Origin of the sequence: Vibrio methylphosphonaticus, from assembly GCF_023634655.1 — a bacterium.
Classification (GTDB): domain Bacteria; phylum Pseudomonadota; class Gammaproteobacteria; order Enterobacterales; family Vibrionaceae; genus Vibrio; species Vibrio methylphosphonaticus.
The window spans coordinates 151352-167910 of the sequence record NZ_JAMKMS010000011.1 but is presented as its reverse complement, the minus strand read 5'-3'; the positions used below and the strand labels follow the sequence as shown (position 1 = coordinate 167910).

The window sequence follows — 16559 nt, the reverse complement described above, 5'->3', positions numbered from 1 at the left end:
TGACGCTTTGCAACCGCCGATGTAAAGGTCGTCGCCTTGAGTGCTTAACTCGTCAGTAGGAGTAAGAATATTTTCGAGGCGTTCAGCATAGTTTTGGTTCGCTTTGTGCTCTTCCAACAGTTGCTGCTGAGTCTCTAAAATAGTGCTCAGTTGCTTTACAGATTCTTCTAAAAGCGCATGATTTTTCATATTCGTTCCTCACGAGGTCATTTCAATTGGTAGGCATGCTGTATGTCAGCATTGCTTGATGACCACTAGTTTATCTGGAGGCTAAAAATTCAACATGTCACTGAGGGTCAATTAATCTTACGCTTACAGTTAAGATAATGAATATTAAGCCTTTAATTGATTTTTCATAATAAATTTTCAACGCTAATGATGAATGGTAACAATGATTCATTGAGGTTATTTACGTAACGTTACTATTGTGGAATTTGCCGTTATGAGGAAAAGAATAGGGGTAACTTGCTGATCTTTAGGCTTGGTATGAATCGCTTGGGTCGTCGTCAAGTAACATGCCCAACTAAATAACGGTGATGAGTCAAATAAGCTGACGCCCAGTGACAGTGTGTTGGAGGGGAATAGGGTTAGATTATAGCCGTTTCAAGATGAGAGTCTGACACGAGTCATTTTTGAGTCTGACCAAATAAGTAGAAGAGAGATGAGACAATGTCTGGCTCTTCACAATACCCAATTTTACGAGGTAATAATCATGTCTTTCGATATCAACAACGCTAAAGGTGTATTCGCGACAGTGGACGCTGCGATTGAAGCAACTCACAAAGCTCAAAAAGAGTATTATGTGAACTCCACAAAAGAAGATCGCGAAGCCATCATTGTTGCTATTCGTGGAGCAGTATTAGCGCGTGCAGAAGACTTCGCTAAAATGGTTCGTGAAGAGACAAAATTAGGTCGTGTTGAAGATAAAATTGCTAAGCACCAACTGACAGCAGCTAAGACGCCAGGCACTGAAATTTTAGATACTGAAGTCTGGTCGGGCGATAACGGCATCTCTTTGGGTGAGCGCGCACCATACGGTGTGATTGGCGCAGTAACGCCAGTGACTAACCCAACAGAAACCATTGTAAACAATGCTATCTCTATGCTTGCGGGTGGCAACGCGGTGACCTTTAATGTTCACCCTTCTTCTAAAGTCGTGTCTGCAGTCATGATTGATATGCTAAACACCAGCATTGTTGAAGCGGGCGGCCCAGAAAACCTAATTACTATGGTGAAAGAGCCAACGCTAGAAACACTGAATGAAATCGCTAAATCACCACTTATCAATATGCTGGTTGGTACGGGTGGTCCTGGTCTAGTTAAAGCGATTCTACAATCGGGTAAGAAAGGTATTGGCGCAGGCGCGGGTAACCCACCTGTTATCGTTGACGCTTCTGCTAACCTAGACCTTGCTGCTGCTGGCGTATACGGCGGTGCATCTTTCGATAATAACTTGCTTTGTATCGGTGAGAAAGAAGTCTTCGTTGAAGAAGCGGTAGCCGATGCGTTCCTAGATAAATTAGAAGAAGTAGGCGCTTACGTGCTATCTGCAGAAGAAGCAGAAAAACTTACCGAGCAAATCCTAACGCTTGATGAATTTGAAGGCGCTAAGCCATGTACTGCACATGAAATCGCACGTGTGTGGCACCCAGTGAAGCAACACGTAGGTCAAGACGCAAGTGACATCCTGAAGTCTATCGGTGTTGAAGCTGATACTCGTCTTGCAGTTATGCTGGTTGAGAACGATCACCCACTTGTTCACGTTGAGCAAATGATGCCAGTACTGCCAGTGGTTATCTGTAAAGATATCGATGAAGCGGTTGAGCGCGCTGTCGCGGCAGAGCGTGGTAACAAGCACTCTTCATGCATCTACTCAGGTAACATTGACAACGTGACTAAGTTTGGTCGCGCGGTTAACACTACTATCTTTGCGCACAATGGCCCAACACTTTCAGGTGTTGGCTACAACGCAGAAGGCACGTCAACCTTCACGATTGCTGGTCCTACGGGCGAAGGCATCACGAACGCACTGTCTTACACACGTGCACGTCGATTCGCTATTGCTCAAGGCGGTCTGCGTATCGTTTAATCGAAACGTTACTTAATGAAAAAAGACGCCCTTGAGCGTCTTTTTTTGTGTTTATTAGATTGATACTTTTTGGATAACCTTCCGTTATTGAGGCTTAACAATTAGCCTAGTTACGCTTGCGGCTCACCAAGTGGTTGGACGCGGCGGCGGCGAGCAGTGCACCACCAATGACGAGTGTTTGATAATAAGCCGGAACCAACGTTAGCATTCCTACTGTCAACGTCATTATGATCAAGGCGCCGACAAACGAGCGCAAAACCTTACCTTCACCGCCGCTAAATGCGGTGCCGCCAATTAACACCACCAATATCGCAGTTAGCTCCATACCATCTCCGGACAGTGGGTCACCTAAAGACATGAAACTCGAGCGAGCAATCCCAGCAAGCGCGGCAGTCGCACCCACAATGGCGTATAAGCTGAATACCACAAGCCCGGTTTTGATACCAGAAAGTTTGGCTGCGGTTGGGTTGCCGCCTGTCGCCGCCGCATATTTGCCAAGCAATGAACGGTTTTGCAAGATGATCAAGAGCGCGGTGACCCCCACCGCGACCCAAAAGGCCATTGGCAGGCCGAGTAGGACACCATCGCGACCATAGTCGTTGAACCATGCTGGCATTTTTAAGTCGCCCATGGATTTGATCGCCGACACGCCGTCTTGTACCAACAGTAGCGCAATGCCTTTGTACAGACTAAGCGTAATGAGCGTGGCAATCACTGGGGTGATATTGAACTTCACCACCAATAAGCCATTAAATGCCCCCAATAACACGCCGCAAAAGACGGTAATGGAAAATGCCGCCCAGAAGGGGACGCCATTAATGGCAAGTAGCGCGTAGATGACCGCGGTCAGCCCCATTGTACTGCCCACCGATAAATCGATGTAACCAGAAACCATTAGTAATGTGAACGCGCCAGCCAAGACTAAAATGGGCGCAGACACACGCAAAATATTGATGACATTTTTCTTATAAAGAAAGTTGCCACGTTCAAACAGCGCATATTGCTCTAGGTTGACGCTACTTAAGAAAATAACGATCGCCGCCAGTACAAAATAGATGTAGTAATTGGCAATAAATTTAACCAGCTGTCCACTAAACGTGGGTGCCATACTCAGTGATTTAGTTGAATCAGACATAACCCTCACCTTCCTTATTTATTTCTGAGGGACAACGCCCATGTTTGCGCGGTGATCGCTAGAAAAACGGCGACTGCTTTAAGAATGAATTGCCAATCCGGTGAAAGTGTCAGTCCGGTTGCGGCTGAGGTCACGACGGCTAAAATAATGGCGCCGAAGAACATGCCAATGACCGAGCCGAATCCGCCTGCAATCGCTATTCCGCCAAGTAGGGCAATGACTAATGCATCGAACTCCATTAAAAGCCCGCGATTAGAAAAGCCAGATTTGAATTCCGAAGACAATAAAACGCCCACGATGCCAGCGACTAATGCACTAAACAGATATAAATAAGTGATGTGCTTAGCGTTATCGATGCCAGAAAGCTTTGCTGCTTCTGGGTTCGCGCCAATCCAGTAGGTGATGCGGCCAAAAACGGTTTTACGTTCAATAAAGATCGCAACGAAGAACAGTATCAACATGAATAGAACAGGAAATTGCATGGAGGTATCGAACACTTTTAGATTGCCCAATACACCAAATTCTTCTGGAAGGTTGGTATTACGTTGCGAGCCCTGAGTAATCACCTGTGCGATGCCGCGCGCGACCATCATTGTTCCTAAGGTGACAATAATCGACGGGATACGAAACTTGACCACAAACAGTGCGTTGAGTCCGCCGATGGCGAGAGCCCCTAATAATGCACCGACAATGGCCATCCAATAGGGTAAGCCAAGTCCGGTTGACAGTGCAGAGCCGCCACCAATTGCTTGTGCAAACCAAACCGATAGCACCCCTGAAAGTGCTACGATACCGCCAACAGAGAGATCAAAGTTACCCGAAACAAGAAGGAAGGAAACCCCAACCCCAAGCGATATGACGGCCCAGTTATTGGTGATTAAATTCAACATGTTTTGAACTTGGAAAAAGTTAGGCACAAAAGCGGAGGCCACTAAAAACAGGCCAATAGCGACAAACGCAACCAGTAAGGTAATGTACATTTGGTCGCTTATCCGTCGATATTCGACGGGAGAGGGATTACGTTTTACCGACGTGTTCATTATACTGCCTCCTCAAGGCCACCCGTGGCGGCATTCAAAATATAGTTGGTGTCGACATTGGGTCCGTTTTGAATCTCTGAAACCAGCGCGCCATCGTAGAGCAAGAAAATCCGGTCACATACGCCAAGGATCTCTTCAAGCTCTGTGGAAAATACTGCGACCGAATTTCCTTCATTGGCTAAGCTTTTGACTAAATCATAAATTTCTTTCTTGGCACCCACGTCAACACCGCGTGTCGGCTCGTCGAGCAGCAGTAACTTGGCTTGGGAAAAAAGACATTTGGCGATCACCACTTTTTGTTGGTTACCACCAGAAAGTTTCTCTGTATGTTTTTCGATTGAGCTGGTGGCGATGGACAGTTTGTCGACATAATCCATCGCAGCGTTGAGCTCGTCATTTTCTCGAAATACTCCAAAATCCGACATTCGCGGTAGGTTCATCACCGGAATATTTTCGCGAATGGTTAAGTTGGTGAATAGACCTTGCGTTCGGCGCTCTTCGGGTACTAAAGCAATACCAGCGGCGATAGCCTCTTTCGGTGAGTTGCCGACGTCTTTCCCGTTTAGGCGAATAGTGCCAGAGACTTTATCGGCACCAAAAATGGCGCGGGCGATTTCGGTTTTACCGGCACCCACTAGCCCATAAAAGCCAACGATTTCGCCTTTTTTAATATCAAATGAGACATTTTTAAGTCGGTGATTGTTGAGACGTTGCGCGGCTAAAAAGACTTCATCGGTGATGGAGTCACGGGGGGAATAATCATGCATGATGCTGCGACCAATCATCATATCAATCAACTCTGCTCGCCCGTTAACTTCAGACATCGGTTTTGTGGCAATGTGCTTACCATCGCGCATTACTGTTACTTGGTCACCTAAAGCGAGGATTTCATCGAGTTTGTGAGAAATATAAATCACCGTAACGCTTTGTTCTTGCAGTCGTCGAATGACGGTAAATAGCCTCTCTACCTCTCTTTCAGAAAGGGCGGCGGTTGGCTCGTCCATTATAATGACGTTGGCACCTGATGAGGCGGCTCGTGCGATTTCGATGATCTGTTTTTGCGCTACGCCCAGTGTGGATACACGAGCGTAAGGGTCAATTGAAGGTTCGATAGTGGCGAGCGTATCGATGACTCGGTGTTCAAGATCCGATTTGATTAGAAAACCAAAGCGACTTTGTTCCATTCCTAATGTCAGGTTCTCGAGTACTGTGAGTTCGTCTACCACATGCAGCTCTTGAAATAGGGTCGCAATGCCAGATTCGCGTGCAGATTGAGTGCCGGTTGGTTGGTAATTATGACCATTGACTTTCATCGTGCCCTGAGTGGGTTGTATGGCCCCCGTTATCATTTTGACTAACGTCGATTTACCCGCGCCATTTTCGCCAATTAAACAATGAACGGTACTTCGCTCAATGGAAAAGCTAACATCATTCACCGCCCTCACGCCGGGGTAGTCTTTAATAAGCCCTTCGATTGATAGAGCGGGTGTTGAATTGTGACTATTCAAGATGACATCTCCTTCAGTTGCTTCCCGTTCCTACTGCTTGTTGTAAGACAATGCAGATGAAGTCGGTCTTTCCTTAACACTGAGATTTTGAATATATTAAAAGAATCAAGGTCAGCCGAGTTGTGGCCGACCTTGAGTGAGAGTTAGTTGCTAAATTGAGCGTCTAGCCATTGCTCTGCATCTGGCTTTGGCATTGACCAATATGAAATGGTATAAGCCTTATAGAAGAACTCTTGTGCTTCGTCTTGAGTCGGTTTGACTTTCTTATTGATGACGTCCATCACCAAGTCGATACGACCGCGAGCAGTTTCAATCGGTGGTAGCCCCATAGACACTTTTAGGCTGGATTCTGGGTCGTAGATTTGACCAAACTCAACCGAATCAAAATCGACACTAGCCACAATCTCTGTGACCGGTTTGCCATCCTTAAATTTGCCACGTCCCAGTTGTGATAGACCCGCCATCGTACCTACGGTTAAGTTAGAGGCTTCTGAATAAATAAGATTAATTTCAGGTTGTTGGGTAAGTAGGTCTACAACAATCTGTTTGGCAGCTTCTTGACCGCCACTGGCATCCAACGCTCCTAAGTTTTTCGCCGATGGATCTACCGATAATACGCCTTCCGCAAACGGATTTGTTCGACCTGAGCTTACTTCGGTGTGGTTAGGCCAGCCTAGTTGAACCATGACAATTGGCTTGTCTGGATTGGCTTGCTTCCAGGCTTTTGCCATTTGTGCACCCATATCAAACGAGACCGTGGCTTCATCACTACGCGCAGTAGGGATCCCAGTGGCGGTAATAGGGCTAAAGAAAGAGGTCATGGCAATGTTTTCTTCTAGCGCTTCTTCCACGCCAGGCGTTGCCGCTTCGCCATCCCAAATATGTAAAGAAGCGCCATCAAATGCCCCAGCGGCCACTTGGTCTACGTTTTGCGTCATCACAGCAGAATCGGCTTTGCCATCGAAAATAACCACTTCTGCACCGTACTTCTCTTTTGCATAACGTTTTGCTTCTGTTGCTTGAGATTGGTGAAAAACATTCGACAAGTCGGAAACGAAAAACGCGATTCGTTCGTTAGCTTGTGTTGTGGCAGCTAGGCTTGAAGCGACAATAATACTCGTAGTAATAAGTCCCTTAGTAAATATCTTTTTCAAAGTCACTGACTTCATAATTTTCTCCATTTTTTATTGGGTATTCACTCGTCGTCTTAGGAGCAACTGCTGCTTTGCTTTGGAAAAACACCTTTGTCTTTAGCAAGATATGTTTTGTCTTTTATCAGCAGTAAGCAGCACAACACGTTGTTCTTGATGATGTGAATTATCTTTCAGTCTGTTGAAATATATTTCACGTGTTAAAAGGTAGTGAACAAAATGTAGTCGGTCAATCCCATATCGATACAATACGTATCATTTTGCTTGATATTTGTGATCTGTCGCACCTAAATAATTAAAATGATACGTTTGGTATCATTTTATCTTGTAAAAGTTGTTTTCTATGATTACTTTTTACTCAGATGAAATATATTTCACATTCCGTTAACTCGAGTTGTTTAGATAAAGTGCAGTTAAAGATGGGGTGTGACGTCTTACTAAAGATGAGTTTGAGTGGACAAAGATAGGGATATGACGATGAACGAACGTGACGACATATTAAGGCAAACTGCAAAGGTTCTGACGCTGCGTTATATGGAAAATCGCAGTCAGTCGGATATTGCAAAGCTGCTTGGGTTGTCCACGGCAAAAGTGAATCGAGTCATTAAGCAAGCTCATGATGACGGCTTGGTGGAAATTACCTTAAATCTTCCTCAAGAAAGAACGCACACTCTTGAGCAGCGTTTAATCGAGCATTTCCGCATTAAGACGGCGGTGATTCAACCTAGTCTTAGCCAAGATGATGACGTCGTGACGCGCCAAGTGGCGCAGGCGGCGGGTGAATTACTGATCGAAACCATCAAACCAGACAGCGTTATTTGCATTAGTGCAGGTAAAACCATGGCGCAGATTGTCGACCAAATAAAACCAATGAGTTTCCCCAAGGTTCGCGTTGTACCGGCAACGGGGGGGATTCAGGGCCATCATTTTACTGATGTGAATTATCTTGCGAGCAAACTCGCTGAAAAGCTGGGGGGAACCAGTACTCAATTGCACGCTCCGTTATTTGTTGATACCGATGAGCAGCGTTCCATCTTAATGGAGATGCGCAGTGTGAAAGCGGTGCTTGATTTAGCTCGCCGTGCTGATATTGCTTTGGTCGGCATAGGGTCGGTAGCCAGTGAAAGTGACAGTTATTATGATTTACGATCGCTCAGTGGTCATGAAACAGAAGCCATGATCAGCGCGCAATGCAAAGGTGAAGTGTTAGCTCATCTTTATGACGGACACGGAGATAAATGTGCAGAGCATATTAATAAAAAATTGATTGGTCTTAATTTACAAGAGCTTAGCAGCATTGAACACAGTTTTGGTGTGGCAGCTACGCGCTCTAAAGTGTCGGCGGTGTTGGCGGCCTTAAAAGGCGGGCTGATTAATGGGTTGGTCTCAGATGAAGACACGGTCGCCAGTGTTTTAGAACAAGCAAAATAGGGAATGAACATGCAAACAAGAGAAATTGGTCAGTCAGGCATTGAAGCCTCCGTTATCGGTTTAGGAACGTGGGCAATGGGTGGTTGGATGTGGGGCGGTACAGACGAGAAGGCCTCCATCGATGCCATTCACGCGTCGTTAGATAATGGGGTTTCCCTGATTGATACTGCGCCTGCCTATGGGTTAGGCGTCTCTGAAGAGTTGGTGGGTAAAGCCATTAAAGGGCGACGCGATCAAGTGGTATTGGCGACTAAGTGTGGGCTGGTCTGGCACACCAATAAGGGCAATCATTTCTTTGATGAAAATGGTAAGCCAGTGCATCGTTACCTTGGTGCGGATGCTATTCAACATGAAGTAGAGCAGAGTTTAAAGCGGCTTCAAACCGACTATCTCGATTTGTACATCACGCATTGGCAGGATCCCACTACGCCAGTTGAAGAAACCATGGATGCGTTATTAGCACTAAAAAAAGCCGGTAAGATCCGAGCGATTGGCATCAGTAACGCCAACCAATTCGACCTAGATCAATATCAACGAAGTGGAGTGGTTGATGCGGTTCAGGAAAAATACAACCTAATTGAACGTCAATTGGAAAAAACGTTGTTACCAAGCACCATTAAAAGCAACGTGTCTTGTCTCAGTTATTCTTCTCTCGCGATGGGGTTGCTCAGTGGCAAGGTGACGCCAGAGCGCATATTTACCGGTGATGATCAGCGTATTACGGACCCTATGTTCACCGTCGAAAATCGTCGTTGGGTGCAGAAATTCTGTCAGTCCATCGAGCCGATTGCTCGACAAAAAAATATCAGCGTCGCGCAACTCGTGATAGCGGCAACGTTGCAGCAACCTGGTATTACCTATGCGTTGTGTGGCGCTCGTAATGCTGTACAAGCGATTGAAAATGCCGCCGCTGGCGGTGTGGTGTTGTCCCAAGAGGAAATTAAGTTCATTGATGCCAAATCTCATGAGTTTTTTGGTGAGTTGGAGTTGGCGTAGTAAGCCGCTTTCATAGAGCTGAACTCACAGACTATGGTTCAAGGGATACGGTTCAAGGAAGCATGGAAGCATGGAAGCAAAAACCGTTGGCAGGGAGCAACAATGAAAAATAGCGCAGAAACCTTTAGGCAATTAACAGACAACGATGAGTTTGACGTCATCGTGATTGGTGGTGGGATCAATGGTATCAGTGTATTTCGTGAGCTGGCGCTGCAGGGTGTGAAAGTCTTACTGGTTGAAAAGGATGACTTTTGCTCCAAGGCCAGTGCCGCACCTTCGCGTATGATTCACGGCGGATTACGCTACTTAGAAAACGGTGAGTTTGGCTTAGTAAAAGAAGCCTTATATGAACGAAATCGACTGCTCGACAATGCGCCGCACTTTGTTGCTCCTTTGCAAACCACCATCCCCATTTACTCTACATGGTCAGGGCTGTTTGATGGGCTGTTCAAGTTTCTTAGTCTAAAAGATAAGCCGTCTCAACGTGGCTCTGTGGTGATTAAGTTAGGGCTGAGTTTGTATGATTGGTTTACCAAGCGTGACCAATTGATGCCAAACCACCAAATGCACTCTGCTAGATCAACTGACCAACGCTGGCCAATGATGGCTGCTAGGGCTAAAAGCAGCGCCACGTATTTTGATGCGTGGATTAGTTCGCCAGAGAGATTAGCCATGGAGTTAATCCAAGAAGGCGTTGAGGCTGGTGGCATGGCGCTGAACTATTGCAAGGTTGCACAGTTTGAAAACGGTCAGCTATCAATCGAAAGTGAGAAGTTGGCGGAGTCGGTCAAGCTTACAACGGGACACATCGTCAATGCCACTGGGGCCTGGGTTGATTTCACTAACGGGTTATTGGCGGCGCCAAGTCAGTATATGCAGGGGACTAAAGGCTCTCATATTATTGTTGATAACCCTGAGTTACTGGCAGAGCTTGATGACAATATGCTGTTTTATGAAAACAGTGAAGGTCGTGTCTGCATTTTATTCCCGTATTTCGACAAGGTATTAGTGGGGTCGACAGATATTCCTGTTAGTGACCCAGACTCAGTGCGCTGCACCGATGAAGAAATAGATTACATCTTAGAATCTTTAAGAGGTGTTCTACCTAAGCTGACGATTAGCAAAGACCAAATTGTCTATCAATTTTGCGGCGTAAGACCGTTGCCGTCTGTTAACACAACAACGACAGGGCAAATTCCTCGCAGTCATTCTGTTAAACAAGACACGGTCGATGGTGTGAACATTCTTTCGCTCATTGGCGGAAAGTGGACAACGTTTCGTGCTTTCGGGGAAGAAGTCGCCGACGACTTACTTACATCGTTAAAAAAACAAAGACAATGCTGCACCAAACAAAAAGTGATTGGCGGTGGTGTTGATTACCCTGTCACTAAGGCCGATCAGCAAGATTACATCGATGAGTTGGTCGCACAACATCTTCAGTATTCTCGCCAACAAATTAGGATTTGGTTTCAGCGCTACGGCACCCACAGTGCGACACTACTGGCTTGGCTGGATGGTTTTAACGATGCGCCTTTTACTTCATTGCCGTCATACACAGAAGGCGAGATAAGTTACATCCTGGCGCATGAGTCTGTCTCGACCACGTTAGATGTATTGCTACGTCGTACCTCTATAGCGATCGAAGGGCAGCTTTCTCAACACAGTTTTGATGAAGTATCAGACTTTGTGGCTGACTATTTTTCTTGGCAGCAAAACGAGCGTGATTCAGATCGAGCTCGAAGCAAACACGTGCTATTGCAGTTCCATGGTGTGACGTTAGAGGTTGCCACGCGCCCCCAGAAAACTCAATTGCCACCTACCGTTACGGAAAATGAACAATTACTAGATGGAGAAGAGTATGTATTTAACCAGTAAAGTCAGGATGAACCGCCTGTTTAAACGAGGACGTTGTCTGGACGTTGCTATTGATCACGGTGTCTGCAATGAGCCATCATTCTTGGATGGACTAGAAGATATGTCTTCAGTGGTTGATCAGCTGGTCGAGGCAAGACCTGATGCGATTCAGATGAATGCTGGCCAAGCAGATTTACTGCAAAACGTGGACGGTAAGGATAAGCCAGCATTAGTGATGCGCATTGATTTAGGTAATCCTTACAATGCTGAGCGTCATCGTCATATGTGGGCGCTGCTACAAAACTCTGAGCAGCCTTTGATACAGGCGCTTCAAATGGATGCCGCGTGCGTAGTCGTGAATCTATTTATGCTGCCAGACGAACCTGATTTGTTTAAACAGTGTGTGGCGAATATCAGCCGAGTTAAAGCGGAATGTGAGAAGTATGGTATGCCGCTTATGGTTGAGCCTTTGGTGATGCAACCCAACAGGCAAGGTCAGGCGTATATGGTGGATGGTGATTGCGAGAAAATTGTGACGCTTGTTCGTATGGCTCGCGAGTTAGGTGCCGATATTATCAAAGCCGATCCTACGGCGCAGGCGGATGATTTCCATAAAGTGGTGGAAGCGGCACGTTGTCCGGTGCTCGTTCGCGGGGGAGGTCGTGAAGATATTGAGTCTGTGTTTAGCAAAGCGAGAGCACTGCTCGACCAAGGCGCACTGGGGATGGTGTATGGGCGTAACATTTATCAACACCCGAACCCAAGCCGCGTTGTTGATGCGTTGATGGCAATGATTCACAACGATGCGTCCACAACAGATGCAATGAATATCTATATTGGTGATAAATAGTCACTCTAGGAGGGGGATAGGATGTCATACGCGATAGGGATAGATTGTGGTAACACAGCGATAAAAGCGGCGCTATTTGATGAGAATGGTCATGAAATAGCAACGGTCGCCAACAATTATCCGACTCATATCCCCTGCCCGGATTATACCGAAGCCGACATGAATGAATGTTGGCAGATTTGTGCCAACGTCATTGCGAACCTTATTGAAAAAACAGGCATTGATAGTCAACACGTAGTGGCAATTGGTACCAGTGGACATGGCAATGGACTGTACCTTCTTAACCACGATAAGTCGCCATTACTAGCCATTAAATCGTTGGATAATCGCGCGGAGAAGGTGGTACAACAACTCCAGTACTCAGCGCGTTTTCAAGAAATAAAAACAAGAAATCGGCAGGGGGCTTGGTCATCGCAGACCGCGACATTGTTGCTGTGGTTGAAACAGCATCAACCTAGTGTTTACCAGAAAATTGGTCAGGTACTGTTTTGCAAAGATTTCGTCAACTTCTGCTTAACGGGCGAATGTGCGACCGAATGGGGCGACATTACTGCATCTGGTTTGTTTGATTTTGAACGTGACATGATTTCAGAAGAGTTGCTTAACTGCTACGATCTGGCTGATATTCGCGCCAAACTGCCGTCAATTTATGAAAGTCATCAGGTGATAGGGTCGGTGACAGATAGTGTGGCAAGCCTAACTAAGCTGAAAGCCGGTACGCCAGTGATTGCCGGGTTATTTGATGTTGTGGCTTGTGCCTACGGATCTGAGGCAAGCCAACTTGGTGCGACTTCTGTGGTGGCAGGAACGTGGAATATTAATCAAGTAGTCACGGACTCGCTGCCACCGAAAAGTATTTTCATGGCGTGTAAGTTTTCCAAAGACCGTTATTTAGCCATTGAATCCAGTACCTGTTCAGCATCCAATTTAGAGTGGTTGGTGGAACGCTTCTTCTCGGATAAAAGAGCGCGTGAAGCGGAGTCAGGCACTACTATTTTCGAACAGTTTAATCGTCAGCTTGAAGACGTAGAACTGACCCATTCTCTGCCAATCTTTCACCCCTATCTATATGGGTCAACCCATCAAGATAATTCATCGGCCAATTTGTTTGGACTTAAAGGCTGGCATCAAGATATACACATCGTTTACGCCTTTTATGAAGGCATCGTTTTCGCTCACCTTGAGCATATCGAGCGCTTACGAGAAAACGGTTATCAAGTTGATTGTATTGCGATAAGTGGCGGAGCATCGAGAAGTCAGTATTGGTGTCAGCTATTTGCCGATGTGCTAGGCGTTACCGTAATCCCTGGTGGCTGCGATGAAGTGGGCGCAAAAGGGGTCGCGATGTTAGCGTTTGCGAGCGTACGGAGTATCGACAAGCGTGATAAGCGCGCTCAAGCCGGTCAAGTTACTCAACGACGATTTGAGCCAAACCACAAGCGTGGCGAATTTTTTGCTGCGCGATACCGCAAATATGGCTTGTTAAGAGACGCGCTGACCTTGTTGAGCTAATCACGAGCGAATAAATAACGACTAATTCTAATTCAACCACGATTTTACGGTGGTGGGGTCATTACGCCAAGAATATGGAATTTCAGATAATGATACATATTGTATCGATATAAAGTGTGAGGTGGATTATGAGTCAATTTATTGTTTTACCGAAGTTTTTGGAAGTAGGAGAAGGGGCGATAAAGCAAGTTGGAGAGATTGCCATTCAACTTGGTTGTCGCCGAGTCATGATTGTCTCCGATCCTGTTATGAAAACGCTCGGTCAGGTTGACCAAGTGATAGCGATTGTGAATCAAGCCGGCGTAGAAGCGGATGTGTTCACCGATACGATTCCAGAGCCGACAGAAGCGTCTATATTACCAGCGGTCACCAAGGCCATCGATGGGTATTACGATGGCGTGATTGCGTTAGGTGGAGGCAGTGTCATCGATAGTGCTAAAGCCATTGCTTTACTGGCGCAGTATCAAGGGCAGATTCGCGATTATTGTGTACCCAATATCGTCACATCGCCCATCATGCCGCTTATTGCCATTCCCTCGACCGCGGGCACAGGCTCTGAAGTCACCAAAGTCACCATTATCACCGATGAATCCAATGATGAAAAACTGCTGTGTATGGGGCCGGGCCTGATTCCTTCTGCGGCGATTATTGATTTTTCCCTCTCGATGACAGCCCCTGAACGAATTACGGCGGATACGGGGATTGACGCCCTGACGCATGCCATTGAAGCCTATGTCAGTGGTAAGTCGGGTTTGTTTACCGATCAACAAGCGCTGTTAGCGATGAAGCTTATCGCTCCCAATTTGCGAGAAGCGGTGAATAACCCCGACAACAAAGCGGCGAAGGAGCAGATGATGTTAGGCGCGACATTAGCCGGTGTGGCTTTCTCTAATGCTTCCGTTGCCCTTGTACACGGCATGAGTCGTCCCATCGGCGCGCATTTTCATGTCCCTCATGGCATGAGCAACGCCATGTTACTGCCAACGGTCACTGAATACTCGATTCCAGCAGCGAAGACTCGATATGCTGAGTGTGCTAGAGCGATGGGAGTTGCCGACGCGATAACCAAAGAGGATGACGCAGTCGCCGCATTGCTAAAAGAGCTCAAGCAAATCAATCTAGATTTATCGGTTCCTTCGATGAGTGATTTTGGTATCGATAAACAGGAGTTTTGGTCAAATCTCGACATCATGTCCGAACAAGCGTTGGCGTCCGGTTCGCCCAATAATAACCCAAGAATTCCAGATAAAGAGGCCGTTATCGAGCTATACAAAGCGGCGTGGTAATTGTGCCTATGTCCAAGGTAATTGTATCTATGTCCAATAGCTCAAGCGCAAATGAGCCCATTACAAATTAAGCATAAAAATACAGACAAGGAAGACAAAATGATCAGCAATTTCATCAACAACCAACGTGTTGAAAGTCAGTCAGAAAGGCAGCAGCCTGTGTTTGATCCTGCAACAGGGCAAGTGCAAGACCACGTTGGGCTCAGTACCAGCAATGAAGTGACGCAAGTGATCTCACACGCTGAGGCGGCACTGCGTTCTTGGTCTACAACCACACCTCTCAACCGTGCACGAGTGATGTTTAAATTCAAAGCGTTACTTGAGGACAATCGCGAGGAGCTGGCCAATATCATTAGCCGTGAACATGGCAAAGTGTTTAGTGATGCGTTGGGAGAAATCACCCGCGGTTTAGAAGTCGTCGAATTTGCTTGCGGCATTCCCCATCTACAAAAAGGCGAGCATAGCTTAAATGTCGGCACTGGCGTGGACTCGCATTCTCAAATGATGCCGTTGGGTGTGGTTGCTGGTATTTCACCTTTCAATTTTCCAGTGATGGTGCCGATGTGGATGTTTCCGATTGCCATTGCGACGGGCAATACCTTCATTCTTAAACCGTCAGAGAAAAATCCTTCTGCGCCATTGTTTCTTGCTGAGTTACTTAAACAAGCGGGTTTACCTGACGGTGTGTTTAACGTGGTGCAAGGCGATAAGGAAGCCGTAGATACGCTCCTTCAAGATGAGCGAGTACAAGCCGTGAGCTTTGTTGGCTCAACCCCTATTGCTGAATATATCTATTCTGAAGGTGCAAAATATGGCAAGCGAGTCCAAGCCTTAGGTGGTGCAAAAAACCATATGGTGGTCATGCCTGACGCGGATATTGACGGTGCAGTCAATGCATTAATGGGGGCTGCGTATGGCGCAGCGGGGGAACGTTGCATGGCGATTTCTGTTGCCGTTGCCGTAGGAAAAGAAACGGGGAATGCCTTAGGTCGCCATCTGCAGGACAAATTAGCCACGCTCAAGGTTGGACCTGGTTACGGCCAGTCAGTTGAAAACGACATGGGTCCGCTCATCACCAAAGAACATAAACAAAAAGTCTGTGGTTACATCCAAAAAGGGGTCGATCAAGGCGCGAGTTTACTGGTGGATGGTCGAGATTTGGAGTTGGCGAAGTCGAGTGACGGTTATTTCGTGGGAGGCACTTTATTCGACAATGTCACCACGGACATGACGGTCTATCAAGAAGAGATATTTGGTCCGGTATTGTGCATTGTTCGAGTCGACAGTTATCAAAAGGCGTTGAAGATCATCAATGACCACGAGTATGGCAATGGGACGGCCATTTTCACTGCCGACGGCGATACCGCGCGTGATTTTAGCACCAATGTTCAAATCGGTATGGTGGGTGTTAATGTCCCAATCCCAGTGCCTATGGCATTCCATAGCTTCGGCGGCTGGAAACGTTCGTTATTTGGGCCCCTTCATATGCATGGGCCAGATGGCGTGCGATTCTTTACTCGAATGAAAACCATCACCACTCGCTGGCCAGAGTCTGATGTCAAAGTCGGCTCAAAAGAGACGACTCAATCACAAGCCGAATTCGTCATGCCGACTATGAAATAGCGAGATAACGCATTGACGTGATGAGGGGTGCGGTAGGTTTGCTTAAATTTAGTTAGCGGTCACTAGATTGGCTAATTGAATTTG

General features: G+C 46.6%; 12 protein-coding genes and 1 pseudogene. 8 read left to right on the top strand and 5 right to left on the bottom strand.

Annotated elements, in window-relative coordinates:
- Positions 1-189, bottom strand: a pseudogene (locus M9196_RS14485) (diaminopimelate decarboxylase family protein); the annotation flags it as partial.
- A 523-nt stretch (positions 190-712) separates the two neighbouring features.
- On the opposite strand from M9196_RS14485, the gene M9196_RS14480 reads away from it, so the two are divergent.
- Positions 713-2089, top strand: coding sequence for an aldehyde dehydrogenase (locus M9196_RS14480; protein WP_250618236.1), 1377 nt, complete (start codon positions 713-715; stop codon positions 2087-2089).
- Between the two features lie 106 nt (positions 2090-2195).
- Here the strand turns inward: M9196_RS14480 and M9196_RS14475 are convergent, their stop codons facing one another.
- The 4 genes from M9196_RS14475 to M9196_RS14460 all read right to left on the bottom strand — a co-directional run bounded on the left by M9196_RS14475 (position 2196) and on the right by M9196_RS14460 (position 6941).
- Positions 2196-3224: an ABC transporter permease gene (locus M9196_RS14475; protein WP_250618235.1), complete on the bottom strand. Its 1029-nt coding sequence runs from the start codon at positions 3222-3224 to the stop codon at positions 2196-2198.
- 14 nt (positions 3225-3238) lie between these two features.
- On the bottom strand, positions 3239-4264 hold the full coding sequence (locus M9196_RS14470) for an ABC transporter permease (protein WP_250618234.1): 1026 nt from the start codon (positions 4262-4264) through the stop codon (positions 3239-3241).
- Complete coding sequence (locus M9196_RS14465; RefSeq protein ID WP_250618233.1) at positions 4264-5772, bottom strand: sugar ABC transporter ATP-binding protein; 1509 nt, start codon at positions 5770-5772, stop codon at positions 4264-4266. Before M9196_RS14465 ends, M9196_RS14470 begins: the two co-directional genes overlap by 1 nt.
- 143 nt (positions 5773-5915) lie before the next feature.
- A complete protein-coding gene (locus M9196_RS14460; RefSeq protein WP_250618232.1) occupies positions 5916-6941 on the bottom strand; it encodes a sugar ABC transporter substrate-binding protein in 1026 nt (341 codons plus the stop codon).
- Between the two features lie 459 nt (positions 6942-7400).
- Here M9196_RS14460 and M9196_RS14455 point away from each other — a divergent pair, with 459 nt between their 5' ends.
- From M9196_RS14455 to M9196_RS14425, 7 genes are all read left to right on the top strand, one after another.
- Positions 7401-8354: a sugar-binding transcriptional regulator gene (locus M9196_RS14455; RefSeq protein WP_250618231.1), complete on the top strand. Its 954-nt coding sequence runs from the start codon at positions 7401-7403 to the stop codon at positions 8352-8354.
- 9 nt (positions 8355-8363) lie between these two features.
- Positions 8364-9350, top strand: coding sequence for an aldo/keto reductase (locus M9196_RS14450; protein ID WP_250618230.1), 987 nt, complete (start codon positions 8364-8366; stop codon positions 9348-9350).
- 102 nt (positions 9351-9452) lie between these two features.
- The gene (locus tag M9196_RS14445) at positions 9453-11225 is read left to right on the top strand and encodes a glycerol-3-phosphate dehydrogenase/oxidase (RefSeq protein ID WP_250618229.1); all 1773 of its coding nucleotides are present in this window, start codon (positions 9453-9455) and stop codon (positions 11223-11225) included.
- Entirely contained in the window at positions 11209-12054 is an 846-nt protein-coding gene (locus M9196_RS14440; RefSeq protein ID WP_250618228.1) for a class I fructose-bisphosphate aldolase, read from the top strand. The genes M9196_RS14445 and M9196_RS14440 overlap by 17 nt, the downstream gene beginning before the upstream one ends.
- A 21-nt stretch (positions 12055-12075) precedes the next feature.
- Positions 12076-13566, top strand: a complete 1491-nt coding sequence (locus tag M9196_RS14435) for an FGGY-family carbohydrate kinase (RefSeq protein ID WP_250618227.1) — start codon at positions 12076-12078, stop codon at positions 13564-13566.
- A gap of 128 nt (positions 13567-13694) precedes the next feature.
- Entirely contained in the window at positions 13695-14852 is a 1158-nt protein-coding gene (locus M9196_RS14430; protein ID WP_250618226.1) for an iron-containing alcohol dehydrogenase, read from the top strand.
- A 99-nt stretch (positions 14853-14951) separates the two neighbouring features.
- Positions 14952-16475 carry a CoA-acylating methylmalonate-semialdehyde dehydrogenase gene (locus tag M9196_RS14425; RefSeq protein WP_250618225.1) on the top strand — a complete coding sequence of 508 codons (1524 nt, stop codon included), beginning with the start codon at positions 14952-14954 and terminating at the stop codon, positions 16473-16475.
- Positions 16476-16559: the final 84 nt, after the last annotated feature.